At 47.6% G+C, this 24,969-nt stretch carries 25 protein-coding genes; 7 read left to right on the top strand and 18 right to left on the bottom strand.

Going from position 1 to position 24,969, the window contains the following annotated elements; all coding sequences use genetic code 11:
• Position 1 precedes the first annotated feature (1 nt).
• The 11 genes from MOZ60_RS02145 to MOZ60_RS02095 all read right to left on the bottom strand — a co-directional run bounded on the left by MOZ60_RS02145 (position 2) and on the right by MOZ60_RS02095 (position 11,901).
• On the bottom strand, positions 2 to 1,780 hold the full coding sequence (locus MOZ60_RS02145) for a DUF2075 domain-containing protein (RefSeq protein ID WP_370595473.1): 1,779 nt from the start codon (positions 1,778 to 1,780) through the stop codon (positions 2 to 4).
• A gap of 30 nt (positions 1,781 to 1,810) precedes the next feature.
• Positions 1,811 to 2,134, bottom strand: a complete 324-nt coding sequence (locus MOZ60_RS02140; protein WP_209451737.1) for a nucleotide pyrophosphohydrolase — start codon at positions 2,132 to 2,134, stop codon at positions 1,811 to 1,813.
• A gap of 47 nt (positions 2,135 to 2,181) precedes the next feature.
• A complete protein-coding gene (locus MOZ60_RS02135; protein ID WP_277645176.1) occupies positions 2,182 to 2,469 on the bottom strand; it encodes a DUF5963 family protein in 288 nt (95 codons plus the stop codon).
• Between the two features lie 36 nt (positions 2,470 to 2,505).
• Positions 2,506 to 3,324 (bottom strand): SagB/ThcOx family dehydrogenase, encoded by an 819-nt coding sequence (locus tag MOZ60_RS02130; RefSeq protein ID WP_370595472.1) that lies wholly within the window; start codon positions 3,322 to 3,324, stop codon positions 2,506 to 2,508.
• A 2-nt stretch (positions 3,325 to 3,326) separates the two neighbouring features.
• On the bottom strand, positions 3,327 to 3,695 hold the full coding sequence (locus MOZ60_RS02125; RefSeq protein WP_277010354.1) for a RidA family protein: 369 nt from the start codon (positions 3,693 to 3,695) through the stop codon (positions 3,327 to 3,329).
• 117 nt (positions 3,696 to 3,812) lie between these two features.
• Positions 3,813 to 5,129, bottom strand: coding sequence for an MATE family efflux transporter (locus MOZ60_RS02120; RefSeq protein WP_370595471.1), 1,317 nt, complete (start codon positions 5,127 to 5,129; stop codon positions 3,813 to 3,815).
• A gap of 260 nt (positions 5,130 to 5,389) precedes the next feature.
• Positions 5,390 to 6,544 carry an iron-containing alcohol dehydrogenase gene (locus tag MOZ60_RS02115; RefSeq protein ID WP_370595470.1) on the bottom strand — a complete coding sequence of 385 codons (1,155 nt, stop codon included), beginning with the start codon at positions 6,542 to 6,544 and terminating at the stop codon, positions 5,390 to 5,392.
• A 67-nt stretch (positions 6,545 to 6,611) separates the two neighbouring features.
• Positions 6,612 to 6,938, bottom strand: coding sequence for a MarR family winged helix-turn-helix transcriptional regulator (locus tag MOZ60_RS02110; protein ID WP_370595469.1), 327 nt, complete (start codon positions 6,936 to 6,938; stop codon positions 6,612 to 6,614).
• 147 nt (positions 6,939 to 7,085) lie between these two features.
• Positions 7,086 to 10,133: a beta-galactosidase, LacZ type gene (lacZ, locus tag MOZ60_RS02105; protein ID WP_370595468.1), complete on the bottom strand. Its 3,048-nt coding sequence runs from the start codon at positions 10,131 to 10,133 to the stop codon at positions 7,086 to 7,088.
• A gap of 416 nt (positions 10,134 to 10,549) precedes the next feature.
• The gene (locus tag MOZ60_RS02100) at positions 10,550 to 11,728 is read right to left on the bottom strand and encodes an IS200/IS605 family accessory protein TnpB-related protein (protein ID WP_370595467.1); all 1,179 of its coding nucleotides are present in this window, start codon (positions 11,726 to 11,728) and stop codon (positions 10,550 to 10,552) included.
• A complete protein-coding gene (locus tag MOZ60_RS02095; RefSeq protein WP_370595466.1) occupies positions 11,725 to 11,901 on the bottom strand; it encodes a hypothetical protein in 177 nt (58 codons plus the stop codon). Before MOZ60_RS02095 ends, MOZ60_RS02100 begins: the two co-directional genes overlap by 4 nt.
• Before the next feature lie 67 nt (positions 11,902 to 11,968).
• Between MOZ60_RS02095 and tnpA the strand changes: the two genes are divergently transcribed.
• Positions 11,969 to 12,439, top strand: a complete 471-nt coding sequence (tnpA, locus tag MOZ60_RS02090; RefSeq protein WP_370595465.1) for an IS200/IS605 family transposase — start codon at positions 11,969 to 11,971, stop codon at positions 12,437 to 12,439.
• Here the strand turns inward: tnpA and MOZ60_RS02085 are convergent.
• Positions 12,436 to 12,777, bottom strand: a complete 342-nt coding sequence (locus tag MOZ60_RS02085; protein ID WP_445972107.1) for an aldo/keto reductase — start codon at positions 12,775 to 12,777, stop codon at positions 12,436 to 12,438. The two genes, tnpA and MOZ60_RS02085, sit on opposite strands and share 4 nt — an antisense overlap.
• On the opposite strand from MOZ60_RS02085, the gene MOZ60_RS02080 reads away from it, so the two are divergent.
• Complete coding sequence (locus MOZ60_RS02080) at positions 12,697 to 12,864, top strand: winged helix-turn-helix transcriptional regulator (RefSeq protein ID WP_445972106.1); 168 nt, start codon at positions 12,697 to 12,699, stop codon at positions 12,862 to 12,864. The two genes, MOZ60_RS02085 and MOZ60_RS02080, sit on opposite strands and share 81 nt — an antisense overlap.
• Positions 12,865 to 12,906: 42 nt before the next feature.
• On the opposite strand, the gene MOZ60_RS02075 is transcribed toward MOZ60_RS02080, so the two are convergent.
• The 4 genes from MOZ60_RS02075 to MOZ60_RS02060 all read right to left on the bottom strand — a co-directional run bounded on the left by MOZ60_RS02075 (position 12,907) and on the right by MOZ60_RS02060 (position 16,005).
• A complete protein-coding gene (locus MOZ60_RS02075; protein ID WP_277635388.1) occupies positions 12,907 to 13,185 on the bottom strand; it encodes a DUF1905 domain-containing protein in 279 nt (92 codons plus the stop codon).
• A gap of 1 nt (position 13,186) precedes the next feature.
• Positions 13,187 to 14,623 carry a beta-Ala-His dipeptidase gene (gene pepD / locus MOZ60_RS02070; RefSeq protein ID WP_370595463.1) on the bottom strand — a complete coding sequence of 479 codons (1,437 nt, stop codon included), beginning with the start codon at positions 14,621 to 14,623 and terminating at the stop codon, positions 13,187 to 13,189.
• A gap of 261 nt (positions 14,624 to 14,884) precedes the next feature.
• Positions 14,885 to 15,442, bottom strand: a complete 558-nt coding sequence (locus MOZ60_RS02065) for a DJ-1/PfpI family protein (protein WP_370595462.1) — start codon at positions 15,440 to 15,442, stop codon at positions 14,885 to 14,887.
• Positions 15,439 to 16,005, bottom strand: coding sequence for a DJ-1 family glyoxalase III (locus MOZ60_RS02060; protein ID WP_370595461.1), 567 nt, complete (start codon positions 16,003 to 16,005; stop codon positions 15,439 to 15,441). The genes MOZ60_RS02065 and MOZ60_RS02060 overlap by 4 nt, the downstream gene beginning before the upstream one ends.
• Before the next feature lie 142 nt (positions 16,006 to 16,147).
• Between MOZ60_RS02060 and MOZ60_RS02055 the strand changes: the two genes are divergently transcribed.
• The 3 genes from MOZ60_RS02055 to MOZ60_RS02045 all read left to right on the top strand — a co-directional run bounded on the left by MOZ60_RS02055 (position 16,148) and on the right by MOZ60_RS02045 (position 19,125).
• Entirely contained in the window at positions 16,148 to 16,894 is a 747-nt protein-coding gene (locus MOZ60_RS02055; protein WP_370595460.1) for a MurR/RpiR family transcriptional regulator, read from the top strand.
• Positions 16,895 to 16,990: 96 nt separating this feature from the next.
• Positions 16,991 to 17,881 (top strand): ABC transporter ATP-binding protein, encoded by an 891-nt coding sequence (locus MOZ60_RS02050; protein WP_370595459.1) that lies wholly within the window; start codon positions 16,991 to 16,993, stop codon positions 17,879 to 17,881.
• Positions 17,878 to 19,125, top strand: coding sequence for an ABC transporter permease (locus tag MOZ60_RS02045; protein WP_370595458.1), 1,248 nt, complete (start codon positions 17,878 to 17,880; stop codon positions 19,123 to 19,125). The genes MOZ60_RS02050 and MOZ60_RS02045 overlap by 4 nt, the downstream gene beginning before the upstream one ends.
• Positions 19,126 to 19,155: 30 nt before the next feature.
• Here the strand turns inward: MOZ60_RS02045 and MOZ60_RS02040 are convergent, their stop codons facing one another.
• Positions 19,156 to 19,971: a Cof-type HAD-IIB family hydrolase gene (locus MOZ60_RS02040; protein WP_370595457.1), complete on the bottom strand. Its 816-nt coding sequence runs from the start codon at positions 19,969 to 19,971 to the stop codon at positions 19,156 to 19,158.
• A gap of 150 nt (positions 19,972 to 20,121) precedes the next feature.
• On the opposite strand from MOZ60_RS02040, the gene MOZ60_RS02035 reads away from it, so the two are divergent.
• A complete protein-coding gene (locus MOZ60_RS02035) occupies positions 20,122 to 21,174 on the top strand; it encodes a threonine aldolase family protein (RefSeq protein WP_370595456.1) in 1,053 nt (350 codons plus the stop codon).
• A gap of 57 nt (positions 21,175 to 21,231) precedes the next feature.
• On the opposite strand, the gene MOZ60_RS02030 is transcribed toward MOZ60_RS02035, so the two are convergent.
• Entirely contained in the window at positions 21,232 to 22,980 is a 1,749-nt protein-coding gene (locus MOZ60_RS02030) for an ABC-F family ATP-binding cassette domain-containing protein (RefSeq protein ID WP_370595455.1), read from the bottom strand.
• Between the two features lie 65 nt (positions 22,981 to 23,045).
• On the opposite strand from MOZ60_RS02030, the gene MOZ60_RS02025 reads away from it, so the two are divergent.
• On the top strand, positions 23,046 to 24,479 hold the full coding sequence (locus MOZ60_RS02025; RefSeq protein ID WP_370595454.1) for an aminotransferase class I/II-fold pyridoxal phosphate-dependent enzyme: 1,434 nt from the start codon (positions 23,046 to 23,048) through the stop codon (positions 24,477 to 24,479).
• The last annotated feature ends 490 nt before the right edge of the window (positions 24,480 to 24,969 follow it).

Below are 24,969 nucleotides of genomic sequence, written 5' to 3'. Positions count from 1 at the left end.
TTCAGGAATATCTTTTCATGGCAGGTCCTGCCGCTTTCAGCAATGCTGCTCTCAGCTCATCATCCACCGCATACAGATATAATCCCTGTACCCCTCTTGTCAGCAGCACGTTGATCTCATTGCGGATGAATTCCCTGCCAAACTGTGCCCGGCTTCCATCTGCAAGCGTGCGGAACTGGGTAGCTTTCTTATCTGCACTCTGCGAAGGATCGATGACAATTTTGCCATTTCTGTATTTTACCGAAGGACCCAGGATGACTCCGGCATAATTGAGATCAAAGCCCTGAATTGTAAAGGTGGAACCAACTTCATTAAGAGAAACAGGCTGTTCTGCCCACGACATTTCCTTCAGCTGTTTCTGCTGCTTTCTGCCATTTGCAACGCGGGGCAGCTGCAGGTTCCATGGCATCTTCCAGTCGCCAATCGTGACATACCAGTAATCATCCTGTTCCGGCTTCTTTTTATCAATATAATCCCAGTCAAATGTAGCAAGAATCCTGGACAGCTTTGTATGTTCATGGCTTGCCCTTGCCCGGATTGCCTGCTCCAGTTCCTTTGGGCTGTCAAACACTCTCAGATCATAGTTTTCATCTGCCGGAATCGGATCCAGCTGCAGATGATCTGTGAAATTTCTGATCCAGTGCACCGTTTCCTGACTGCCCTGAATACGCAGCTGCTGTTTCAGCTCAAAATAGTAGCTGATGCCTTTCGAACCGATCTGATTTCTTGCCTCGGACCTGAGCCTGCTTACATAGTCAGGATCCCAGTATTCCTGCGTATGAAGGGTCTGATGTTCGTCAAACATGATGACGGTGACTTTGGCCATCCTCCTCAGATCTTCCAGCTGGTTATGCCCGCGGTAGGACTGCTTGCCCTGTGTCCACAGCAGATGTGCCTCATCCACAAACACCACATCCACCGGCGGCCTGCCAATATGGTTATTGATAAAGGCTGTTGGTTTGGTAACAATATCCCGGTCCACGCTCTTCAAAGCAAGCTTCCTGGCAATCTGCTGGTATACCTTCAACTGCTGGTCATGATTGACAATCAGATGACAGTTATACAGAGAACCATCCGTCTTTTTTGCAGTGCACAGTTCATAGAACAGGTTGCTGTTGAGGACAGTCTTGCCAGTACCTGCTTCTCCTGAGACAAAGATCAACTGACCGATTTCATGGCTCTGCAAAGCTGTATCAATGATCTCCAGAATCATATCTTTATCATGTTTTTGCTCATCAGTCAGCTTATGGAAAGGGGATGCCTTGAAAATATCCGATTCTTCAATCAGCCGCTGCTCCGGAAACAAGTCTGCATTGAGATGATGCAGCTGTTTCCAGATCCGGCGGAAAATTTCATTGAATTCTTCTTCCGGGAAATACTTGTCCTGCTCATTGCCGCGGCGGTTATAGATGCGTTCCACCTTCTGCACGCCAAGCATGTAATGCATCAGACGGTTTTCCACATCCAGTGTCAGAGACTTATTGAAGTGATCATGTCCGATGATGAACAGTCTTGCGTTTTCATCCTGAATAAAGCGATGCTGCCAGGTATCACTCTGCTTTGCCGTCTCATAATGCTGCATCGTTCTCTGGATGATATTATTGGACTCGCCGATATACACCTCGTAATGATCGCTGCCTTTGAGATTGTGGATATACACAGTTGGATATCGCAGGATAAATCTGGCATTCTTCTGATCCGGTCCTGTTTCCAGTTCATTTTCCAGACATTTCAGTGCCGTCTCATTATCTTTGATTTGATAGATCACCGGATTATCCATTCCTCTCACCCCTATGCAGCACACTTCATATCATAATTCAGTATACTTTTTACTTGTTCCTTTCGCCTTCTCAACAGGATATTTCTTCTCATTCTGATCAATCTTTTCATTGATAATCCGGTCCGGATCAAGATCCAGCTTGTCGGAAAGAAGAAGGCAGTAGTTCATTACATCCGCCAGTTCTTCCTTTACTGCCTGCCTGTCATAATGGTTTCCATCCCATTGAAAGCATTCCAGCAGTTCACCAGCTTCTATCGAAATAGATTTGGCTAAATTTTCCGGACTGTGGAACTGGTCCCAGTCACGATCCTTTGTAAATTGAATGATACGCTTGATTGTTTCATCCGTAATCATTGTCATTTTCTCCTGCCCAAGCTTCTGTATATATTATCTTTGGATGTTCATCTATGATGATGCATGTTTCGAATGGTTTCTTCCACGCAGACAGAAAGTATCATGAAGATTCCACACACAGCACCCATATAAGGGCCCATGGGGCTGCCTGCATACTTTGCGCCAGTCTGTGTTAATTGGTAAATCGGAATGCCAAGCATTCGGACTGTCAGTGCACTTACATCTGTACGGTATGCCTTTGTGTAGCCATAATAGATGGCAATGCTCATGCATATCATTGCAAGTACAAATCCCATCGTCAGTGCAATCATGATTCTGATGTTTTTCTTCTTCACTAGCCAGCCTTCGGATGATGCAAAGCTATTGTACCATCAAAGTCCCTGCTCTTTCACAAAGGCATAGATATCATCTTCCTTGTCTTTGTCCTGCTTTGATATAGTGCCGACACTCATGGCATACAGAATGAACTCATCATTGCCATCCAGACCGAATGTCTGGTCTGCCAGTTTCCCATTTACAGCGCCAATGGCACATCCACCGAGCGAAATGCTTGCTGCAGAAAGGTAGAGATTCTCAGTGATGTGGCCAGCATCTGCCATGATCATCCTGCCGGCATAGATACCATATCTCCATTCTGCTCTGTAACATACATAGCCGTAGTAAAAGACAACATTTGCCTTTGATGCCCAGACCTGGCCATCTAATGATTGAGAAATGAAGTCTTTCAGATCAGACACTGTTTTAAGCAGCTCAATGGAATGCGTCATCGGCAGGTAGTGGTAAAGACCGTCTTTTAAGCCTTCCACGTTCTGAATAGCCATATAGACTTCAAACTCATGGCGGGCTCCACCACAGGGAACGGTCCGCAGTGTGGCATAGTGTTTTCCACGTATGCCTTTGATTCCCTGGGAACACCAGAGCAGATAGCTTACCTGCAGCAAGCTCATCTTCTGCTGTGTATACACACGGTGCGACTGACGGTTGTTGATCACATGCAGGAAATCATTGTCAATCATAAGATCCTGATAGTTCACAGGCAGTTTGATGCTTTGATCCGTCATTGGTTCTTTGACCAATGGCGGCTGCGGTTTCTTCAGGTCCTGATCACTCTGATAATCCGGTACATCTTCCATCGGTTTCAGGAAATCACGGTTTGCCTGTATCAGCTTCTTGATTTCTTCTTGTGTCATTTTCAAAGCTCCGCAATTGCCTCAATCTCACACAATAGTCCCTTTGGCAGTGTTTTCACGGCAACACAGCTTCTTGCCGGCTTGCCTTTAAAGTACTTTGCATACACTTCATTAAAAGCAGAAAAGTCGCTCATATCCGCAAGAAAGCAAGTTGTCTTGATCACTTTGGTAAAATCACTGCCGCCTGCGTTTAACACAGCACCCACATTCTTACAGGACTGTGCGGCCTGGGCGGCAATCCCTTCCGGCGCCTTTCCAGTAACAGGATCCACGCCAATCTGACCGGATGTAAACACATAGTTCCCGGAAATATAGCCCTGGGCATACGGTCCAATCGCTGCCGGTGCATCTTTCGTAATAATCTCTTTCATATTCTTTCCTCTTTTCTGACTGAAGTCTTGTATGTATGCAGTATAGCCACAAAACTGCTGTCTGAGGCAAAGAAAAACCTGTCTCTCATATAGAAACAGGTCATCACTGATACGATGTCATGCAGTTGTTTTCTTCAGGAAGGCAAGTCCAATCAGTAATGTTGCGATATCTGCAGCCGCCTGTGCTAAGAGCACACCCCAATAGCCAAAGATGGCAGACAGCACAAGCAGGAAGAGGATGAGGAAGACACCCTGTCTGGAAATAGAAAGTACAAAGGCTGGCATGGCTCTGCCTTCTGCCTGAAACAGCGTTGTACATACCAGGACGATGCCGATGGCAGGTGTTGTTGCCATCATGCAGCGCAGGATGTTTTTGCCTGCTGTGACAACATCTGCCTGCTGGATGAACAACCGGATCAGCTGCGGGGCAAAGATCATGGATACGATGAGGAAGATGAATGCGGTGATGCATTCGACCATGATATCGAAGCGGATGACTTCGTTCAGTCTTGTTTTATCTTTGGCGCCATAGCTGTATCCCAGCAATGGCTGTGCACCGAAGGCAAAGCCAACCATGATCAGTACACTGACCATATTCACCTTTGCGGCAATACCATATCCTGCGATCTGACTGGTGCCATAGGGCAGCAGGAAACGGTTTGTTAACAAGACGGCCAGGCTCTGCATCGTATTGGTAATCGATGCCGGAATACCGATAACCAGCATTTCTTTGACCAGCTGCTTTTGTGCTTTTGCCTGATGTATGTCCAAAGACAGATAATTTGTTCTGTGATGAATGACATACAGGAAGAGAATATCGGAGATCACATTACTGATCACAGTCGCAACCGCAGCACCGGCTGCCCCCATATGCAATGTGAAGATGAAGATCGGGTCCAGGATGATGTTGCATACAGAACCGATGATCGTACAGATCATGGCTGTGCCGGCAAAGCCTTCTGTCCGCAGCAGATTGTTGGGCACGATGTTGAGAATAATCGCCGGTGCACCAATGGCAATCCAGATGTAATAGGACATCGCATACTGGATCGTATCTTCCCGCGCTCCTAAAAGATGCAGGATCGGATAGCGCAGCAGCACCAGAACCAGTGCAGTGACGATGCCGGTGCCAATAGAGGCATAGATGGCAAAAGAACTCATCTTTGAGGTCTTGTCATACTCTTTCTGACCGAGAAACCGTGATATGGCTGTGCTTGCCCCCAGGCCAAAGATATCGCCAAAGGCAATCATCAAAGAAAAGATTGGTGCACACAGGGAAACACCTGCCACCAGTGATGTATTCTGAGTCTGGGCAATAAACCATGTGTCTACCAGATTGTAGACAAGAGAGACAACCATGCCCATGACTACCGGCAGGGCTGCTTTGAAATATGCCTTGTGTACAGGCATTGTTGTAAAGATTTCATTTTGCATATGGCCATTGTACAAAAAATAGAGTGATTTTGCTGTTGTTTCCGGCGGGCTGTGCATTGTTTCGCCATCTGCGCAGCATCTTTCTGCGTGTCTTCCTTCACTCCTTCATAGTATGCTGTAATGATGCAGCTAATGCTCCATACAACGATCATGATTGGTGAAATGCGCAGAGTCTTCCAGCTTTCTCCCATTCCAAACAGCGCTGAAATCTTCAGATCCTCTGTCATGTTTTCTTAATACAGCAGCTTTGTTTTCATCGCTTACAGACAGTCATGCAGGATAGCTTTGACATCCTCTTTCAACAGTGGAACATAGGCATTTGCCAGTCTGCCTCTGCCAGCATGCTCCGCCATCTCATCAAAGTGTTCTTCACCAATGCCAAGCTCCCTCAGTGTCATTGGTACACCTAGTGACGCAAAGAACTTCTCGGTTTCATCGATGGCCTTTTCGGCTGTTTCCTGATCATCAAGACCTGTGATGCCACAGACATCTCTGCCATATTGGGCAAAGCGGCCAACCGACTTTTCATTAAGGATGTGGCGCATCCATCTAGGCGTGATGATGGCAAGACCAACACCATGGGTAACATCATAGAAAGCACTCAGTTCATGTTCAATCGCATGGCAGCACCAGCCGCCATAGGCACAGCCCTGAGAGAGAATCCCATTGCAGGCGAGCGATGATGTCCACATCAGTTCTCCTCTTGCCTGGGCATTGTCAGGTTCTTTGACTGCCACAGGCGCATAGCGGATCACTGTCTTGATCGCACCTGCCAGCATTTGATCTGCCAGATATGTATTATCTGGTCCAAAGTACTGTTCCAGCAGATGGGACATGATATCAATGGAGCCAGCTGCAGTCTGCTTTGCCGGTACTGTATACGTATAGGTTGGATCCAGAATGGACACCTTTGGCATGGTCAGCGGATTGCCGTAGCCAAGTTTCTCATTGGTATCCAGGTTGGTGATGACAGCACCATCATCATACTCACTGCCCGTCGCAGCCAGAGTCAGCACACTGACAAGCGGCAGAGCATTTTCGGTCTGGATGTTTTCAGACACCATCTTCCAGGGATCACCGTCATAATACACCCCAGCTGCTACAACTTTGGCACAGTCAATCACACTGCCGCCGCCAACAGCCAGAACCACATCAATGCCATGTTCCTTGCAGAGGGCAATGCCTTCTTTGACACTGGTGATTCTGGGATTGGGGGCAATGCCAGCCAGTTCATAGATTTCACAGTCTTTCAACAGATCATAAATCTGCTGGTAAATGCCATTGCGCTTGATCGAGCCGCCGCCATAGCAAAGCAGCACCTTCCTGCCAAATTTTCCAATTTCTTCAGGCAGATGCTCAATCTGCCCCTTGCCAAACAACACTTTTGTTCCAGCCTGATATTCAAAGCTTTCCATCTTATTTCCTCCTGTCCTGGACTGCCTGACTGCAGGCACTGACATATCGTTCCGTTAAAGCAAGCAGTTATTTCTGTTCTGATCTGCTGAGATCTGACATTGCCTGTTCTTCACTTCCACGCACTGCTTTGACGATACTGCCAGCTTCCTTCTTTCCCTTTTTGGTCAGGTGAATCGTCTTGTTCCGGCGATCATCCGGCATATCGTCCATCTGGATCCATCCCTTCTTCAGAAAGAATGTCACCGCGGTATACATCGTCTGCTTGGGAAGGCTGCACATCTCTTTCAGCATCGTCTGCGTACAGTTGTCATGTGCACAGATCACTGACAATACCGAAAGACAGGATTCATTCAATCCGACAGACCTGGCATATTCGGCATATGCCGCATCCATGCGTGCATATATTCATAATAGGCTTCTATCACATCAGATACGTTCTGCTTCATTGGTGCTTCATTAATACGATATTGTGATAGCAATCGTTTATTACTGTTTTAAGAGAAACGATCCTGTTTTAACTGCAGGAAGATGATACCTCTTCTATTTTCTGCTGGCTGGTATCACTTTCCATGCCATATCAAAGACCAGTCTGTGATCTGGTTTCAGATGATATTCCTCTAATGGCTGCGCACCCCAGCTGTTATCACCGCCAACACCCATCTGTTTCAGGCTGCAGCGCACAACGGTATAACTGCTGGCAGGCAGCTCATATGGATGCTTGGCCTCTTCCAACTGTGCAGGTGTATACGGAATGGCAGAGAAATCCATGCCGTCTTTCTGCATTGACATCAAGCGGACTCTGTTTCCTTCCTCATCTGAAATTTCGGCCCATCGAGTGCCGTTATGATTCCCGGTTTCCTGTGGCACGATATAGGGCTGCACATTGTCCTTTACCGCGTTGGCATACACATCGATCTTTGCATGATTGCGGTCACAATAGGTTTCCGCCGGACCTCGGCCATACCATTTCAGATGTGAGAAGGCCGCATCCCATTTCATCAGAATGCCAAATTCAGGCATGTCTGCCAGGCCCTCCTTTGGATCCATGACTGCCTCCATGTGCACCGTGCCATCCCCGTAGATCTGATAAGTCAGATCTGCTGTCTGTCCGCCTGTACCAGGCAGCCAGTATTTCCATGTGATCGAAACACAATTGTCCTGTTCTTTGACAATTGGATATCCAGCAAAAACCTGCTTTTCTGCCTCTGACATTTCCACTGGGAAGGCTGTCTGGTATTGTGATGCCAGTTTCCACATTCCCATTCTCTGCTGCATGCCATAGCCATTGTCATTCTGGGTTGGTGCCCGCCAGAAGTTCAGTCGCGGCACTGCCTCCAGCCATTCACAGTTTCCGGTCCGGCACGATGTCAGACCGCCTTTGTTCTTTTCAAACAGGAAGTCAAAGCCATCACCAATGACTCCAATGTTGTAATCACCATGAATCACTTTCAGACTGCCGGCATGCACCTCCTGTTTCATCTTGTTTGTAAATACACCCTGTGCCCAGCAGACTTCTGTACCCTCTGGATTCCATGGCGTATCGTGCGTCAGCTGCCAGCTGATGGTTTCTGTATATTCACCCGGTGCATCCGGGATTGTGATCGGATTGGAAATCTCTGCTGTTTCACCTGGCTTGACACATACGTGCAATGGCATCCGCTGCAGTACCATGCCTTCCTGTTTCAGCACAATCTCGGCATCATACGCATCTGTATTGGTAAACAGAGCATGGTTTGTGATCTGAATCGTATCCTTATTGATCACCGCTGTGATGTCCTGATAGACGGCTTTGACTTCCTGCATCTTGGCATATGGTTTGTGCTCACCTGTCAGTAAGCCATCAGCAGAGAAGTCCGCATCATTTGGCCGCTCCAGAAAGTCGCCGCCATATGCCTGATACTCCTGTCCAAAGCGATTCTTTCTGCGGATGGTCTGGTCCGCCAGATCCCAGATAAAACATCCCTGAAACAAAGGATTGCGATAGGCAAGTTCGATATATTTATGCAGACCGCCGGTAGAGTTGCCCATGGAATGGGAACATTCACACAGAATCATCGGCTTTTCAGGATGTTTTTGAAGGAACTGCTCACATTGGGCAGCTGGTGTATACATCTGTGATTCCATGTCGGATGTGTCATTGTACCTGCGGTCGTGCATGATGCCTTCATAGTGCACAGGACGGTGAGGATCCAGCTTGCGGAACAACTGTGACATTTCATAGATATCTTTGCCGCCATAGGATTCATTGCCAACCGACCAGATCAGGATGGACACATGATTCTTATTGCACTGATAGGTGCTGTTGACTCTGTCCAATAGCAGATCGAGCACTTCTTCACGGTCTCCAGGCAGTGCCTCAGACTGTGGTATCTTACCCTGCAGAACCATATCGAAAATACCATGCGATTCCAGATTGTTTTCGGCAATCATCATGATGCCATACCGGTCACAGTCTTCATAAATCCAGTGTGCATTGGCATAGTGGGAAGTACGCAGCGCATTGATGTTGTTCTGCTTCATGAGAACCACATCCTGCCTGATCTGCTTTGGATCTGGCACTCTGCCATGGTCACAGTCAAACTCATGCCGGTTGACACCCTTGAACACAACCCGTTTTCCATTCAGCAGGATCTGCCTGTCCTTGATTTCAATATTACGGAAACCTGTTTCCTGCACGATCCATTCTGTTCCGGTATATAACAGCAGCTGATACAGATGGGGTGCTTCTGCACTCCATAGCTTTGGCTGATCCACGATGCAGTCAAAGCTGACATGTTCTTTGTTTTCAACTGTCCCGGATGCGATCTCTCTTCCCTGATACAGCAGTTTCCAGCTTGTACAGCCAGAAGGCTGAGATATCTGCAGCTCTGTATGAAGCGTACCGATATTTTTCTGCTCGTTCCAGCTGCCTTCCACTTTGAGATCTTCAATGTGATCATGGGGAACGCTGTACAGCCAGACATCACGGAAAATCCCGGAGAAGCGGAACATATCCTGATCCTCCAGCCAGGAGGATGGTGTCCACTTGATGACCTGGACGGCAAGGCGGTTGATGCCGACATGCAGATACGGACTCAGCAGAAAGTCATGCGGTGTAAAGGAATCCTCGCTGTAACCAACATAGCTGCCATTGCACCAGAGAGCCATGCCGGATTCCACACCTTCAAATGAGATGCGCATTTCTTCGCTCTGCATTGCCTGCGGCACAGTGAAAAAGGTGACATAGCTCATGACTGGGTTGTATTTCTCTGGTGTTTCCAGGATGTGCAGCGGTTCTCTGCCATCCCATGGATACTGAACATTATTGTAGGATGGCTTGTCATAGCCCTGCAGCTGGATATGACCAGGAACCTGAATCTCATCCCAGTCTGATACATCAAAGTCACACTGTTCAAAGCCATCCGGTGTACCGTCAAAGTTTTCTGCATAGCAGCACTTCCAGATGCCATTGAGGCACATCCGATACGATGACTTCTGTGCCTGCAGTTCTTCTTCACTTCGGTACCACACATGATCTGAATGTGCCGGCAGCACATTCTGCCTGCATGTTCTGACATTCTCAACAGTCTTTCTGATATCTTCTTCCATATGATCTTTCTCCTTGTTGATGCTTGTATGACCATCATAGCCCGTGATGCTTCCAGACGCAATGTCCAGCCAAGACGTAAAAAACTGCCATCTCTGCAGTGCAGGGATAACAGTTCTTCGGCGTTATCTGGCGGCATGCCACTTGCTGCAAAGCATCTGAACAAAGTCAGGCGAATGCAGGAAGCTTGCATCCTTAGTCTGCAGCGATGAAATCTGCTTCATTTCTGTCTCAGACAGCGAGAAATCCAGGATGTGAACCTCCCCGCCTAAGTGCTGACGCACTATAGACGGGGCTTCTGAGGGCTTGTGTTCCCTCAGACTTACGTCTACACAAACGATACGGTAACAGCACAGCACACAAGCCGAAGCTTATGTGCCCATCTGTACTAACGTTTCGCAGACTTATGTCGGGATCGTCAGACTGTCGCAGGAAGCAGAGGGTACAAGACCCTGTTGATCTTCCATAGGTCAGCCAACGTCCTTTGGGTTCCACTCCCAATCCCAGAGACTTTTGTCATAAGATTGGGTGATTCCATAAACACCCCGCGGATAAAATAACGGGCTCCGATGTTGTAGCTGGCGGAAAGGTCGCAATTGTAGATCTTCCCGCTTTTGAATACACAGACGTCATATGGCGTATCTTTTGATACTTCTCTCCCTCGCCTGACACGCCCGCTTCCGTCATATGCAAGGCGGCTTGTACCCCACGCATTGACATGGGAAATACGAATCCCATAATGATGGGCAAGACTTTCTACGGTTTTCTGAATGTCAGCGTGCTTCCACATGGCAAGCTTCTGCTTCTTACTGCCACGTTTTTTGCCTTTTGTATCCAGATGCTCCATGACAATGACATCACATTCATACGCAATAGCAAAGTTGACAATCTCCCGCGCGATCTGATGTACAAGATTCGCATTTCTTCGTTTTGCAATATTCCAAAGCCGTCCGGAATCATGTGATCCATGCAGAGACTGGAATACAGATACCCGATGCAGGGCATTGTTCACAGAGTCTTTTTCTCTTCCGCGCATAATGAACTTACGCGCCAGGACAGTACCCTTAGAGTCCATGACACTGCATGTTGCATCTGTATTTACGCCAAGGTCAACAGCACAGATTTTCTGCTCCGATACAGGCTTTGCGGATAATTCTATAGTTTCCGTTACCACAAATCTCAGATTCCAGCAGCCGTGCTTCTTTTCCAACACAGGAGCAGAAATTTCTCCGTTTCTGCCTCTTTTGCCAAGGTAGTCAACATCTGTCTTAGATAGGCGAACGGTATCCCATACCCAGTCGTTATTGCGGAACACCTTGATCTTTGCTGCATAAGGCAGCACTTCGCCGGTTTCTTTGTCTATTACCGGCTTGTATGTGTTGCCGCGATACAATGCCGGCATCCGATGACTGCAAGAATCCAGCTTTGGCACTTCTCCTTTGCGGCCGTTTTCCTTCCAGTTCTTCAGTGCTAACTGATAAGCAGAAACGACGCCAAGTGCCTGTGTAATAGCAGCTCTGCGATAATAGGATGGAAATTTTGGGAACCTCTGATCGAAGGAGTCGGATGAAGAGAACCCATCAGAAGAATGAATCATGCATTCAAGCATTCTCTGACGCCTTTGCGAGGTATTTTCTTCACAAAGGTTTTCCAATTTTCAAGTGCAGGGCGGACAAGATCGGCAATGGCATTCGAAAAGAGATCTGCTGTTCTTTTCAGTGCATCATAGTCATCCCGAATACGCACACCATAGCTGCCAACAACCTGCATGGTTTATTTCCTTCTATGTACAGTACAACATATTTAGCGGTAATATTATGCAGAAGGAGTCATTAATATGGACTATTACACTGAATATCATAAGAACAGGCACGCAATCTACAAGCTTCAGTACAATTTAGTTGTCGTTACAAAATACAGGCATCCAGTGCTCACAGGAGAACTCTCGAATCGGCTGATCCAGATCAGCCACAAAGTGATAGAAGACGATTGGAAATGCCAGATTCTGGAAATTAACACAGATAAAGATCATGTGAATCTTCTTTTTGAAGCATCTCCGCAGACGCAGCTTTCTAAATTGGTGAATAATTATAAAACCGTTACTTCCCGTCTGCTGCGAAAAGAGTTTTCGTCTGCATTGGAAAAATATGATTGGAATGATCCATTCTGGTCTGACAGCTACTTCCTGAGTACCGTATCCGATGCTACAGAAGAAGCAATAAGAATTTATATTCAGGAACAGGGAAAGCGTGATAATGAAGGATATCACCGTCATGCAGGAAGAAGAAATGCGGCTAGCCCCGCCTAAACGACATGTGTTGCTATAAACGGGGTATGCGCCGCAACTAAATCAAGATTCTGTTTCGTGCGTTCCAGATGAACGGATTTTGAAATGATGCCAATGCCTTTCTGCAGGCTGAAGCGCAGGATGATCTGGGCAGGTGTTTTGTGATGTTTTCCACTGATCTGTGTCACGATGGGATTTGTGAACAGACCGCCCTGTCCCTGGCCTAGTGGTCCCCATGCCTGAACGACAATGTCATGGGCCTGGCAGAAGGGAATCACATGATCGGCAGGATGCAGCGAATTGCTTTCATACTGATTCACCGCGAAGTATATCCGGTGGTGCCGCCAAAGCCGGAGTATTCCCTGACAGAGCGCGGAAAGACACTGAAGAAAGTGGTCTATAGTCTGTGTGAATGGGGCATAGAAAATATGTCTGGAACATTCTAGCATGTTAAAAAAGCAGAAGCGGTTAAGCTCCTGCGCTTTTTACTATGCCGTAATCTTTACCTGTATGCTGTCACCATCCTTTTTGCCTAACTGTTTCCGGATGGATTTCAGCACACCGATGATGTAGCAGATCTTGCCATGTTCATCCTTGACGCCCATATTGACGATACTGCCATCATAGGGGATGCCGTCAAATGAAGCGTGGACTCTGACTCTGCCTTTGCCAAACTCCTTGCGAATATCATAGGGGAAGATGATGTAGGCACCGCCCTTGTCAGGAATCTCATGCAGGATGGCAGTAAACGAATATTCTCTGGCCATATCAGTCCTTGCAAAGGGCAATGATCTCTTTCAGCATTTCATATGCTCTGTCAAAGGATGCCAGGTCAAGTTCCTCATCCGGTGTATGGGCACCATGTGCGATCGGCCCAAACGTAATGATATCCATTTCCGGATCCAGTCCCTTGAAAATACCGCACTCCAGGCCGCCATGTCCCGCTATGACTTCCAGCTTTCTGCCATGGGCAGCTGCCACTTTGGCATACTTTTCCCGCATCGGGCTGACTTCAGCATAATTCCATCCAGGATACCTTGCAGAAACTTCCATTCTGATGCCAAGCCGCTCTGATAATCTTTGCAGAATGCCAATCAGGTTATCCACCCCGCTTTCCAGGGCCGAGCGGATCAGTGTCTGCATGTGTACCTTGTTTCCGTCCGTATGAACAATACCAAGATTCAATGATGTCAGGGTCAGCCCTTCAATGGCCAGAGAACGATGCTGGAAGCCATCCGGCATCAGATAGATCATATCCAGCAGGGCTGCAGAAGAGTCGTCATCTGCGTGCTGCAAAGGCTTTGAATCCGGCTTACAATCAACCATAAAGCCAGGATCACTGATGCGTAACTCTTCCCTGATCGCTGCTGCACTTTTTTCCACAGATGCCTGCAGGCAGGATACATCTGCAGGTGTTGTAAAGATATATTCTGCCTCTCGGGTAATGGCATTATCCTTACTGCCGCCTTCCAGTGATACAAGATTCACCCTGATGCCATTGCACTGTGCTTCTTCCAATATTCTTGCGGCAAGGATATTGGCATTGCCGCGCTCTTTGTGAATTTCACCACCGGAATGACCACCCTGCAGGCCATATACATGCAGAACATAACCAGGATCACTGTTTTCTGCCATATGCATGTCATAGTCAAGATTCACATCACAGCCGCCGGCAGAGGAAGCAGCCGTAACCACTTCCCCACCGCCATCCAGACTGATCAGCCGATGCCCGTGCAGATCTTCTTTATGAAGCTTTTCCGCTCCCAGCAGACCAATTTCCTCCATCGTTGTAAAGATACATTCCAGCGGCGGATGGGCAAGACTGTCATCCTCCAGAATAGCAAGCATATAGGCCACACCCATGCCATCATCTGCACCAAGGGTGGTACCTTTTGCTTTTAACAAATCGCCATCCACATACAGATCCAGCGGATCCTTGGTAAAGTCATGATCACTGTCAGCTGTCTTTTCACATACCATGTCCATATGCGCCTGCAGAATCAGCACAGATGCATTTTCATACCCCTTGCTGGCAGGCTTGTCAATTGTGACATTGTATGCTTTGTCCTGATGCCATGGAAATCCATGATCTCTGGCAAACTGCACCACAAAGTCAGAAATCTCTCTTTCATTGCGGGAACCATGCGGAATCTTTGCAATCTCATTGAACCAGTAACACTGTCTTTTCTGCAGATCAAATTCCATCGCTTCCATCTCCTTATTACACTAATGATAAGCTGAAATATTCTGCCTGCCTATAGCAGAACTCTGTTTGAGACCGCCATTTCTTCTTTTGTTCTGCTCTCTGCAATCTTTTTCATCCTGACTTTCACATACTACACTTTTCTTCTATCAGAAAAAGCCAGATCACCTGTATTCATCATGGTTTTCCGGCATTGCAGAAGAACAGACTGTCAAAGATTTTTACATTCGCACCCCGGCAGCAGTCATGCCGGGTTCTTTTATTTATCTGCCGCCTGCTTTGTGATACAAAAGGCGCTGCTTCAAAGGGGAAGGATCAATGCCTAGTGCCTCCATGATCCTGAAGGCAAAGGGATATGGCGTTGCCGGCCCTTGTGAGGTAACAAGGTTGTGATCCCATACTGCCGGGGCATCCACAAAGTTTCCATCTGTCAGAACTTTGTCATAGCCGGTATAGCCGGTAACGGTCTTTCCTTTCATGACACCTGCCGCATGGACAACCTTTGTCCCGGAACACATTGCCCCAATCAGCTTATTGTGATCATTGAACCAGCACAGAGTATCCATAACCTCACTGTTTTCCATCAGTTTCGTCCAGGATGTCCTGCCGCCAGGCACAATGATGATGTCACAGTCCTTTGCCTTTTCAGCATCAAATGGTTCATCTGCCCTGATATCCATTCCCTGCATGGAATGCACCCAGAGATCCTCATGAAAGCAGAACTTTGCAACAGTCACACCAGCCCGGCGCAGCAGATCCACAATCTGTACAGTTTCACTTTCTTCAAAGCCTTCCATCATCAATACCGCTGCCTTCTTCATGCCTGCTCTCCTTTCTCATCAAATGCCTTGTCATACACCATTCTCTGTTTCACTGCCTCTGGATCAGTTCCCAGTGCCTGTACCAGCGCATAGGCAAACCGCCATGCCAGAGCCGGCCCCTGTGAAGTAATCAGATTGCCATCACTGACAACCAGTTCATCACGCCATGTTCCATCCGTCAGCCTGTCCCTGATCCCGGGATAGCTCGTATAGCAATGGCCCTTCAGAACCCCTGCCTTCTCAAGAGCCAACGGTGCCGCACAGATTGCTGCAATGATCTTCCCTTCTCTGTTCATCTGCTGCAGCATTTCCTGCAGCTGCCTGTCTGCACACATATTCTCTGCACCCTTGTATCCACCAGGCAGAATGATCATATCCGCCGCTTCATCCGCTCTGCTTAACACCCGATCTGCTTTGATCACATTGCCCCATGCACCGGTAACTTCTCTGTTTTCAAGCGCACACATTTTACAGTCAATCTCTGCCCTGCGCAGCACATCCGCAATTGTCAGTGCTTCTCCTTCTTCACATCCATCGGGTAATATCAAAACTGTTTTCTTCATTTCCTCTTTGCCTCCCTGCTGCACATGTAAGAATATGCATCAAAACACAGATCATGCGATATTTCCAGATTGTGGAAAACATTCATATTCCATGTGCTGAACAGACCTTGTGAAGGTAAGATGAAAGCAGGAGGAAATTGTCATGATCTATGGAAAGCCAGCTGTTATTCTGCTGAATGAAATTGCCAGTGAAAAGCCGGATTCCGCCAATGCGGCGATTGCCCGCTGGCTGCTGCACCAGTCAGATCCTGACCAGCTTTCCATCAGGGCAGTTGCGGATGGTGCCCATGTCGGCATCGCATCTGTTTCCCGCTTTGTCAAAGATATTGGCTTTGAAGACTTTTCCTCTCTGCGGGACATGCTCAAAGAAGGGTTGGACAAGCCGGAGCCTGTGAAAAAGGTGGATCAGGATGCCAGAATTGTGTTAGAGGAAGAGATTGCAGCCGGCATCAGGCTGGCCAGTACTGTAAACATGCAGGCAGTGAAGCAGTGTGCAAAGGCCATTGCCCGCTATCAGAAAATCTGGGTGTTTGGCTTGATGAAAGCGGAGGCAGCCGCGATCTGTCTTGCGGATGATCTCTGCCTTGCGGGTAAGGATGCAGCGACTCTGTTTTCCCATACCCAGCAGATGGCATGCATCAAAGCAGCAGGAAAAGATGAACTGATCATTCTGTTCAGCTATACCGGCAGCTACTTTGACATCAATGAGACAAAAAATCTGCACATCCATGCCCCGGTGATCATGATCAGCGGCGGGAAAAACATGTATCCAAATCTGACAAGTTTATTTGTGCCGTATCCATCCCGCCTGGACAAGGCCAGCCATCCATATTCGCTGATCTACATGGCAAATCTGATCATGCAGGCATACCTGGAAGACAAGCGCTGAGCTTGTTTTCTTTTTCTTTACCATACCTTTACGCATTCTTAATCAATAGACTGTGTCATCTCCTGTATAATATAGACACTTACAGGAGATTGTCTGATGAAACTGACCATATCACATTTGCAGAAGTCCTTTACCGGCAAACAGGTACTGAAGGATCTGTGTCTGCAGGCAGAAAGCGGCAGTGCTTTAGGACTGCTTGGCCGCAATGGTGCCGGCAAGACGACAACAATCCGTATCCTGCTGGATCTTTTCCCCGCGGATGGCGGTGAGATTCTGCTGGATGGAAAGCCGATTGATCGAACAAAAATCAGGTTTGGCTATCTGCCGGAGGAAAAGGGGCTCTATCCAAAGAAGAAGATTCTGGATCAGCTAATTTATTTTGCACAGCTGAAGGGCATGGCATATTCTGATGCAAAGGCGCAGTGTATGGCATGGCTGAAAAAGTTTGGCCTGGATGCATATGCAAATAAGAAGCTGGATACCCTTTCCAAGGGCAACCAGCAGAAGACGGCCTTGATTACCGCACTGGTTCATGATCCGGACATTGTTATTCTGGATGAGCCGTTCTCGGGTCTGGATCCGGTCAATGCCCGGGTGCTGGAAGATGCTGTGCGGGAAGAGATTGCCCGTGGAAAGATTGTGTTATTCTCCGGCCATCAGATGAATTATATTGAAGAGTTCTGCAATGACATTGCCATCCTGCGGGATGGAAAGATTGTACTTGCCGGATCTCTGCGTGATATCCGTGCTTCCTATCCGCAGAACAGGCTGCTTGTGCGCAGTCAGAATATCAGCGAGATTATTGAGAAGTATGACGCACAGCCGTTTGAGACAGATGGTGCCGTCATCACGATGGAACAGGAAGCTGACAAGCATGCTTTGATGCAGGAACTGAGTGAAAGCTATGATCTGGATGAGATGCGCATCATGATGCCGACACTGGCAGATATCTTTGTGGACTATGCTGGAAAGGAGGCCAAGGCATGAAACAGTTTGGAATCATTCTGCGCTTTGAGCTGAAAGAAATCTTTTCCTCCAAGGCATTCAAAGCTGTGACCATCATTGCGGTGATCATCATGGCATTGATCATGTTTGTGCCAAAGCTCATCAAGACCATCCTGACACCTTCTTCCTTAAGCAATAATACGATTGCCGTCAGTGCTGACTGGGATACGATGAATCAGACGGATGTCACTGCGATCCAGTCTGCGATCACAAAAGCACTGCCGACCGATGATGTACAGTTTGTCACAGATGATGCGGACACGCTGCAGAAACAAGTCAAAGATGAAGAGCTGGATGGCGCTGTCATGATCAATGCGGCTGACTTTTCCCGGTATACCTACTATGTCAAGGACCAGTCCATGTATGATGCCAATACAGAAGCATTCGACGGCATCTTCACGACTGCCCTGCAGCAGAAAGCACTGGAAGAAGAGAATGTGTCTGCTGCCAAGGCAGGTGCGATCCTGTCATTGAGTGCCTCTCATGATATTGTCAATCTTGGTGCAGACATGTCCACTTCCTTCATCTATGCCTATATCATGGTCATGGCACTGTATACCGTCATTGCCATGTATGGACAGATGGTTGCCTCAAGAGTAGCGGCCGAAAAAGATTCCCGCGCAATGGAATTACTGATCTCCAGTGCTTCGCCGACTTCACTGATGTTTGGCAAAGTCATCTCAGCATGTATTGCCGGTATCTTCCAGATCACCGTCATCTTCGGTTCTGCTATTCTCTTTGCAAAGCTGAACAGGTCCGTCTGGGCAGGCAGTCCTCTGCTTTCATCCATCTTCAACATTCCCGGATCACTGCTTGGCTATATGATCATCTTCTTCCTGCTGGGACTGCTGATCTATGCCTTTCTGTTCGGCGCCATCGGTTCCACCGTATCCCGCATCGAAGACCTTGGCACAGCCATCACGCCAATCACCATGATCCTAGTCATCTGCTTCATGATTGCCATGTTCTCCATGTCATCCGGCAACCTCGACAACACCTTCATCAAGGTATGTTCGTACATCCCGTTCACCTCACCAATGGTCATGTTCACAAGAATTGCCATGACCACGGTACCTGCATGGGAAATCATGATCTCCATCGGCATCCTGATCATCTCGGTCTTCCTGGTTGGCAAACTGTCCGCCAAGATCTACCGTACCGGTGTCTTGATGTATGGTCAGAAGATTAAGCCTGTCACATTATTGAAGATGATCTGGAAGGCATAAGAAAAAGGGCTCTGCCCTTTTTTGCTATGATCACTTCTTCAGTGCATACTTGTAGATCACTTCCGCCACGCCATCCTGCTCACAGGTATGTTCCGTAATGACATCGCACAATGGTTTCATTTCTTCCACCGTGTTGGCAACACCCACACCAAGACCGGCATCCTGGATCATGCTCAGATCATTGTAATTATCACCGATGGCAATGGTGTCCTTGATATCTATGTCCAGAATGCTGGCAAGGTGCTGAAGGCCGGTGCCTTTATTGACGCCTTTCTTATTGAATTCCAGATAGCGGTTGGAGGAATAGCTGACATCCATGTCTGCTGTCATGGGTTCCAGTTCTTTGGCAATCCTGTGCAGATAGTCAGTATCTGTGTTTTCATACAGGCACTTGACGATGTCCTGCCCTTTCAGAAAAGACAAGTCATCATGATCAAACTCGGTAAATGCCTGTCTGCCATTCAGATAATCCACTTCACCAGGATTCATGTTGTATGCCCATACCGTATCCAGAGTATAGATATGCTGGCAGACATTGTACTGCTTTCCTTTGGTAAACAGACCATTTGCCTGGTCCCAGCTGATTCCTGCAAAAAAGAGCAGCCTGTCATCTTCATTGCGGGTAATGGCACCGCCATTGAACGAGATTACATAAGAGCCAGACCGCCTGTACTGGCCGATCTCTTTCAGTGTGCCTTCCGCCGTCCAGAACGGCCGGCCGGTTGCACACACAAAGATGCCGCCGGCAGCCTCAAAATCCGCAATGGCCTTCCGGTTTCCCATTGAAACCGTCTTGTCTTTCCGTAACAATGTCTCATCCAGATCACATGCAATCAAGCGATACATACTATTATCTCCTTTATCTGCTTTCATTTTGCGTCTGGGCACTCAAAAACGCCAGATATGATTGCATCTCTCCTCCTGCCGCAAAGATGCTTGTGTGACGGCGGCAAGAATACTACTATGTAACTGTTTACAGGAAAAAGGAGATCTCCTATGGAAAGAAACGAGAAGATCATGATGGCTTCTGATTATCAAAACAGTGCCCATCCCGCCATTCTTGCGGCTATGGCAGCCTCGAACGAGAAAGCGATGCCAGGATATGGCACGGATGAAATCTGTGCACAGGCCAAGGAACATATTCGCCGAGCATGTGACTGCAGGCATGCGGAAGTAGAGTTTCTTGCCGGCGGCACCCAGACCAATGCCGTTGTCATCGGGGCGCTGCTGAAGCCATATCAAGGTGTGATTGCGGCAGACAGCGGTCATGTCAGTGTACACGAAGCCGGTGCCATCGAGCATACCGGCCATAAGGTACTTCCGCTTCAGGGAAAATGCGGCAAGATCAGCGCAGCTCAGATTGAAGCATGCATGCAGGAATATGAACAGGATGATAACCATGATCACATAGTCATGCCGGGCATGGTCTATCTCTCCCAGCCGACCGAGTTTGGCACGCTATATTCCAGAAAGGAACTGGAAGAGATCAGTGCTGTATGCCATAGGTATCATCTGCCTTTATATGTGGACGGGGCAAGACTGGCCTATGCCCTGGCCGCAGAGGAAAATGATGTAGCACTTTCTGATCTGGCCAGACTGTGTGATGTGTTCTACATCGGCGGCACCAAGTGCGGTGCCTTCATTGGTGAAGCCGTTGTCATCCCGGATCCCCATCTGATTCCGCACTTCTTTACAATCATCAAGCAGGATGGAGCCCTGCTTGCCAAGGGATGGCTGCTCGGCATCCAGTTTGATGAGCTGTTCAAAGATGATCTCTACATGCACATTGGTAAAAATGCGGTTCAGTATGCAGACCAGATCAAGCAGGAACTTGTCAAAGATGGATACAGCTTGTACTTCGACTCCCCAACCAACCAGATCTTCTTCGTCATTGCAAATGATAAACTGGAGACATTAGGCCAGAAAGCAGTCTACAGCTACATGGAGAAGTATGATGAAACACATGCTGTGATCCGCTTTGCGACAAGCTGGTCCACAGCAAAAGAAGATGTGGACAAACTGTGCCAGATCATCCGGGAAACACGATAAGCAAGATACAACAGATCATCGCTTTTAATGGAGCGTATCATCTGTTGTTTTTTTTATTCAGTTTTCTGCCTTCTCAGACAGTTCCATCCACCGTTCTTCCATCTCATCCATCTGACTGCGGGCTGTTTCCAGATCGGCACTGATCTTCTGGATCTCAGGATAGTCAGTAGCATTGTTCAGCTGCTCTTCCAGATCCCTGACGTTCTGCTCTGCACCTGGAATCTCTTTTTCCAGCTTCTCCAGCTCTTTCTTTTCCATATAGCTCAGACGGTTGGACGGCTTGGGTGCACTAACCTTTCGCACTTCCTTATTCTTTTCTTTCTCTTCACTCTTTTCCGCCGCCTGTGCATCCAGATAATCAGAATAGCTTTCCTGATGGATTTCAATCGTGCCATTGTTAAAAACAAACAGTCTTTCTGCAATCCGATCCAGGAAATAACGGTCATGCGATACAGCTAATACCGCACCCGGGAAATCCTGCAGAAAGCTTTCCAGGATGGTCAGCGTATCGGTATCGAGGTCATTCGTCGGTTCATCCAGAATCAGAATATTCGGAGACTGCATCAGGATACTGCAGAGATACAGTCTTCTCTTCTCACCGCCAGAGCACTTTTTGATCGGCTGATACTGCTTTTCTTTAGGAAACAGGAATCTTTCCAGCATCTGGCTGGCTGTAATGGTTTCATGATCTGCGGTTGTGATCGTATGGCCGAAGGATTCCAAATAGTCCATGACCCGTTCATCCTCTTTGAACACTTCATTGTGCTGGGCAAAATAGCCGATCTTCACCGTTTCACCAATGCGCACCGTACCTGTATCCGGTCTGATCTGGCCGACAATGACCTTTAACAGTGTGCTTTTGCCGCACCCATTGGGACCAATGATGCCAATGCGGTCATGATGCTGCACTTCATAGCTGAAATGACAGAACAGCACATGATCTCCATATGCCTTTGAAACATCCTCCAGCAGGATTGTATTGCCGCCAAGACGGGTAACACCAGCCTGTAACTGCAGTGTCTGTTCCTGAGCAGGATCTTTGATCGCGGCAATCTTTTCATACCGCTGGATTCTGCTCTTCTGTTTTGTGCTTCTTGCCTGGGCTCCGGCACGGATCCATGCAATTTCATGGCGCAGGTAGTTTTCCCGCTTGGCCCGGGAAGCTTCGGCCTGTTCCCTGCGGATTTCACGCTGTTCCAGATAATCCGCATAATCCCCTGTATAGCAGTAGAGATGTCCCCTGTCTACTTCAACAATGTGATTGGTAATCCTGGCAAGGAAATAGCGGTCATGGGTGACCAGTACCACGGCTTTGTCCGATTTCATCAGATACTTCTCCAGCCAGAGAATCATCTGCTGATCAAGATGGTTGGTCGGCTCATCCAGAAGATAGAGATCTGCCTTCCTGATCAAAGCAATGGCCAGCGCAAGGCGCTTCTTCTGACCGCCTGACAATACATCTGTCATGGCATCATAATCTGTCAGACCAAGCTTATTCAGAATGGACTGAATCTGGTAATCCTCCACCTTCTCTTTCAATGCATCCTGGACCGTCTGAAAGATTGTTCTGCCTGAAGGAAACTCACTTGCCTGCGGGCAGTAGGAAATCACCAGATCCTTCTTTGCTGTGATCTCACCCGTATCCAGCTTCTGCTTCTGAGCCATCACGGCAAGAAACGTACTCTTGCCGGCACCGTTTCTGCCAACCACACCCCATTTGTCACGGTCATTGACAACAAAGTTCACATGATCCAGAATCGGTTCGGTATTATATTTAAAACTGGCATTTTCCAAAGACAGTAACATGTTCCACCTCAATTCCTGTGTTATTGTACACGATCCAAACAAACCTGCACCAAAAGGAGGCACCCATGACACTCTATGACAATTACATACGTTATGCCAAAGGAGATATGTATCCGTTTCATATGCCCGGGCATAAGCGCAATACAGAGCTGATACGCATGATGAATCCGTACATGTTTGATTCTACTGAAATCACAGATCTCGATGATCTGCACAATCCAGATGACAAAGCAGGATGGATTCAAGATTCCGAGAAGCTGGCCGCAGAGCTGTTTCACAGCAGATACTCTTTTTATACGGTCAATGGCTCTACTGGTGCTTTGATCGCGTCTGTACTTGCTCTTTCAAAGCCGCATCAGAAAGTACTTGTGGCAAGAAACTGCCACATCTCAATCTACAATGCCATTGCCCTTGCACAATTAGATCCCATTTATCTCTGGCCCAAAATGGACAGGGATGGCATCTGTGCCTCCATCCAGCCAGAGCAGATCCAGCAGGCCTTCCAGGAACATTCTGACATTGCTCTTGTCATCCTGGTATCGCCAACCTATGAAGGTGTATTGTCAGATATCAGCGGGATCGCTGACATTGTCCACAGACACAGGGCAAGACTGTTGATTGATGAAGCCCATGGCGCCCATCTTGCCTTAGATCACAGATTCCCAAAGAGTGCCATTGAAACAGGGGCGGATGTCGTTGTGCAGAGTCTGCATAAAACGCTTCCCTGCTTAACACAGACTGCCATATTACATGTGTGCTCAGACAGAATGGATCCCAATACGATCAGAAGAATGATTGCGGTGGAAGAGACCAGCTCACCAAGCTATATACTGGTATGCAGCTGTGATCAGTGCATTCATCTGATGAAGGACCATGGCAGAGAATTGTTTGATGCATACTGGCAAAGATTAACCGGTTTTGATCAGGAAATGAAAAGTCTGCAGCACCTGCATATCCTCTGCCATGGCAGCGATGCAAAAGAAAATCATCCTGGATTCTATGACTTTGATCCTGGCAAGATCCTGATCAGTACAAAGGGCACCAGTATCACCGGGCCAGCGCTTTCAAAGATACTGCGGGAAACGTATCATCTGGAAACAGAATACACCCGCATGGATGCCGTACTTGCCATGACAAGTGTTGCCGATACCAGAGAAGGATTCCACCGGCTGGAAAAAGCACTGCTGGAAATTGATGCAGAACTGAAAGCACAGGAAGATCACCAGAATCCAATCTCACTGCCAGATACCATTACTACCGGTACACTATCACCATCGCAGGCTATGGAAAAAGAGGCTGAAAATGCAGAGCCAGACAAAGCCATTGGCAGAATTGCAAGAGAAGCCGTCTTTGCCTATCCGCCTGGCATTCCCATTCTTGTGCCGGGGGAAGTCATTACCAAAGAACAGCTTTCCTATTTGAAAAAGATGCAGAATGCCGGCCTGCAGGTCGTTTCCGCAAGTCATGGCTTTCCGCATCATCTGGAAGTGTGCCGTTGAAAGCAAGTTACTTTTAATCGCAGATTGTAAACCGGGTATTAGAATTCATCCGTTTCGGTTATTCAGGCAATTTTTATGGTATTGAGCGAAACTATATTGCAATGAAATGCCCAATACTAACGATTGCGGACATTTTACCTTTACACGTTTTCCAGGATACGCGTGAATAAGAGATACTTTGCAAGACACCCGGCGAGCAACGCAATGGCAAGACATATGAATACATAAAGAAGCAATATTGAGGGGAATGAAAAATCACGGTATTGATCGATTCTACTGCAGACAATGGTAATAAAACCGGGAATGGATATGAAAATCACAGATAACAGTGCCAGCCATTTCTTTTGATCCTTTTTTTCTATTACGCTATTTTCAAAGATTTAGTTGATGAGGCTGTAAACACCAAAATATCATGAGCTATATGCCTCATAGAGGTTAATTGGCATTTTAAGCTTTGGGATCTCCGCACAGGTAAATGGAATCTGTTCAA

It is taken from the genome of Grylomicrobium aquisgranense, from assembly GCF_033971865.1.
Classification (GTDB): domain Bacteria; phylum Bacillota_I; class Bacilli_A; order Erysipelotrichales; family Erysipelotrichaceae; genus Bulleidia; species Bulleidia massiliensis.
The sequence above is the reverse complement of the archived record's forward strand: the minus strand, read 5'-3'. Positions and strand labels throughout refer to the sequence as shown.

Excerpts from the sequence above, each read along its gene's own strand:
- MOZ60_RS02145 (WP_370595473.1), bottom strand. The coding sequence starts at position 1,780 with ATGGATAATCCGGTGATCTATCAAATCAAAGATAATGAGACGGCACTG.
- MOZ60_RS02140 (WP_209451737.1), bottom strand. The coding sequence starts at position 2,134 with ATGATTACGGATGAAACAATCAAGCGTATCATTCAATTTACAAAGGAT.
- MOZ60_RS02130 (WP_370595472.1), bottom strand. The coding sequence starts at position 3,324 with ATGACACAAGAAGAAATCAAGAAGCTGATACAGGCAAACCGTGATTTC.
- MOZ60_RS02125 (WP_277010354.1), bottom strand. The coding sequence starts at position 3,695 with ATGAAAGAGATTATTACGAAAGATGCACCGGCAGCGATTGGACCGTAT.
- MOZ60_RS02120 (WP_370595471.1), bottom strand. The coding sequence starts at position 5,129 with ATGCAAAATGAAATCTTTACAACAATGCCTGTACACAAGGCATATTTC.
- MOZ60_RS02115 (WP_370595470.1), bottom strand. The coding sequence starts at position 6,544 with ATGGAAAGCTTTGAATATCAGGCTGGAACAAAAGTGTTGTTTGGCAAG.
- MOZ60_RS02110 (WP_370595469.1), bottom strand. The coding sequence starts at position 6,938 with ATGGATGCGGCATATGCCGAATATGCCAGGTCTGTCGGATTGAATGAA.
- lacZ (WP_370595468.1), bottom strand. The coding sequence starts at position 10,133 with ATGGAAGAAGATATCAGAAAGACTGTTGAGAATGTCAGAACATGCAGG.
- MOZ60_RS02100 (WP_370595467.1), bottom strand. The coding sequence starts at position 11,728 with ATGATTCATTCTTCTGATGGGTTCTCTTCATCCGACTCCTTCGATCAG.
- MOZ60_RS02095 (WP_370595466.1), bottom strand. The coding sequence starts at position 11,901 with ATGCAGGTTGTTGGCAGCTATGGTGTGCGTATTCGGGATGACTATGAT.
- tnpA (WP_370595465.1), top strand. The coding sequence starts at position 11,969 with ATGGACTATTACACTGAATATCATAAGAACAGGCACGCAATCTACAAG.
- MOZ60_RS02080 (WP_445972106.1), top strand. The coding sequence starts at position 12,697 with ATGATCGGCAGGATGCAGCGAATTGCTTTCATACTGATTCACCGCGAA.
- MOZ60_RS02075 (WP_277635388.1), bottom strand. The coding sequence starts at position 13,185 with ATGGCCAGAGAATATTCGTTTACTGCCATCCTGCATGAGATTCCTGAC.
- pepD (WP_370595463.1), bottom strand. The coding sequence starts at position 14,623 with ATGGAATTTGATCTGCAGAAAAGACAGTGTTACTGGTTCAATGAGATT.
- MOZ60_RS02065 (WP_370595462.1), bottom strand. The coding sequence starts at position 15,442 with ATGAAGAAGGCAGCGGTATTGATGATGGAAGGCTTTGAAGAAAGTGAA.
- MOZ60_RS02060 (WP_370595461.1), bottom strand. The coding sequence starts at position 16,005 with ATGAAGAAAACAGTTTTGATATTACCCGATGGATGTGAAGAAGGAGAA.
- MOZ60_RS02055 (WP_370595460.1), top strand. The coding sequence starts at position 16,148 with ATGATCTATGGAAAGCCAGCTGTTATTCTGCTGAATGAAATTGCCAGT.
- MOZ60_RS02050 (WP_370595459.1), top strand. The coding sequence starts at position 16,991 with ATGAAACTGACCATATCACATTTGCAGAAGTCCTTTACCGGCAAACAG.
- MOZ60_RS02045 (WP_370595458.1), top strand. The coding sequence starts at position 17,878 with ATGAAACAGTTTGGAATCATTCTGCGCTTTGAGCTGAAAGAAATCTTT.
- MOZ60_RS02040 (WP_370595457.1), bottom strand. The coding sequence starts at position 19,971 with ATGTATCGCTTGATTGCATGTGATCTGGATGAGACATTGTTACGGAAA.
- MOZ60_RS02035 (WP_370595456.1), top strand. The coding sequence starts at position 20,122 with ATGGAAAGAAACGAGAAGATCATGATGGCTTCTGATTATCAAAACAGT.
- MOZ60_RS02030 (WP_370595455.1), bottom strand. The coding sequence starts at position 22,980 with ATGTTACTGTCTTTGGAAAATGCCAGTTTTAAATATAATACCGAACCG.
- MOZ60_RS02025 (WP_370595454.1), top strand. The coding sequence starts at position 23,046 with ATGACACTCTATGACAATTACATACGTTATGCCAAAGGAGATATGTAT.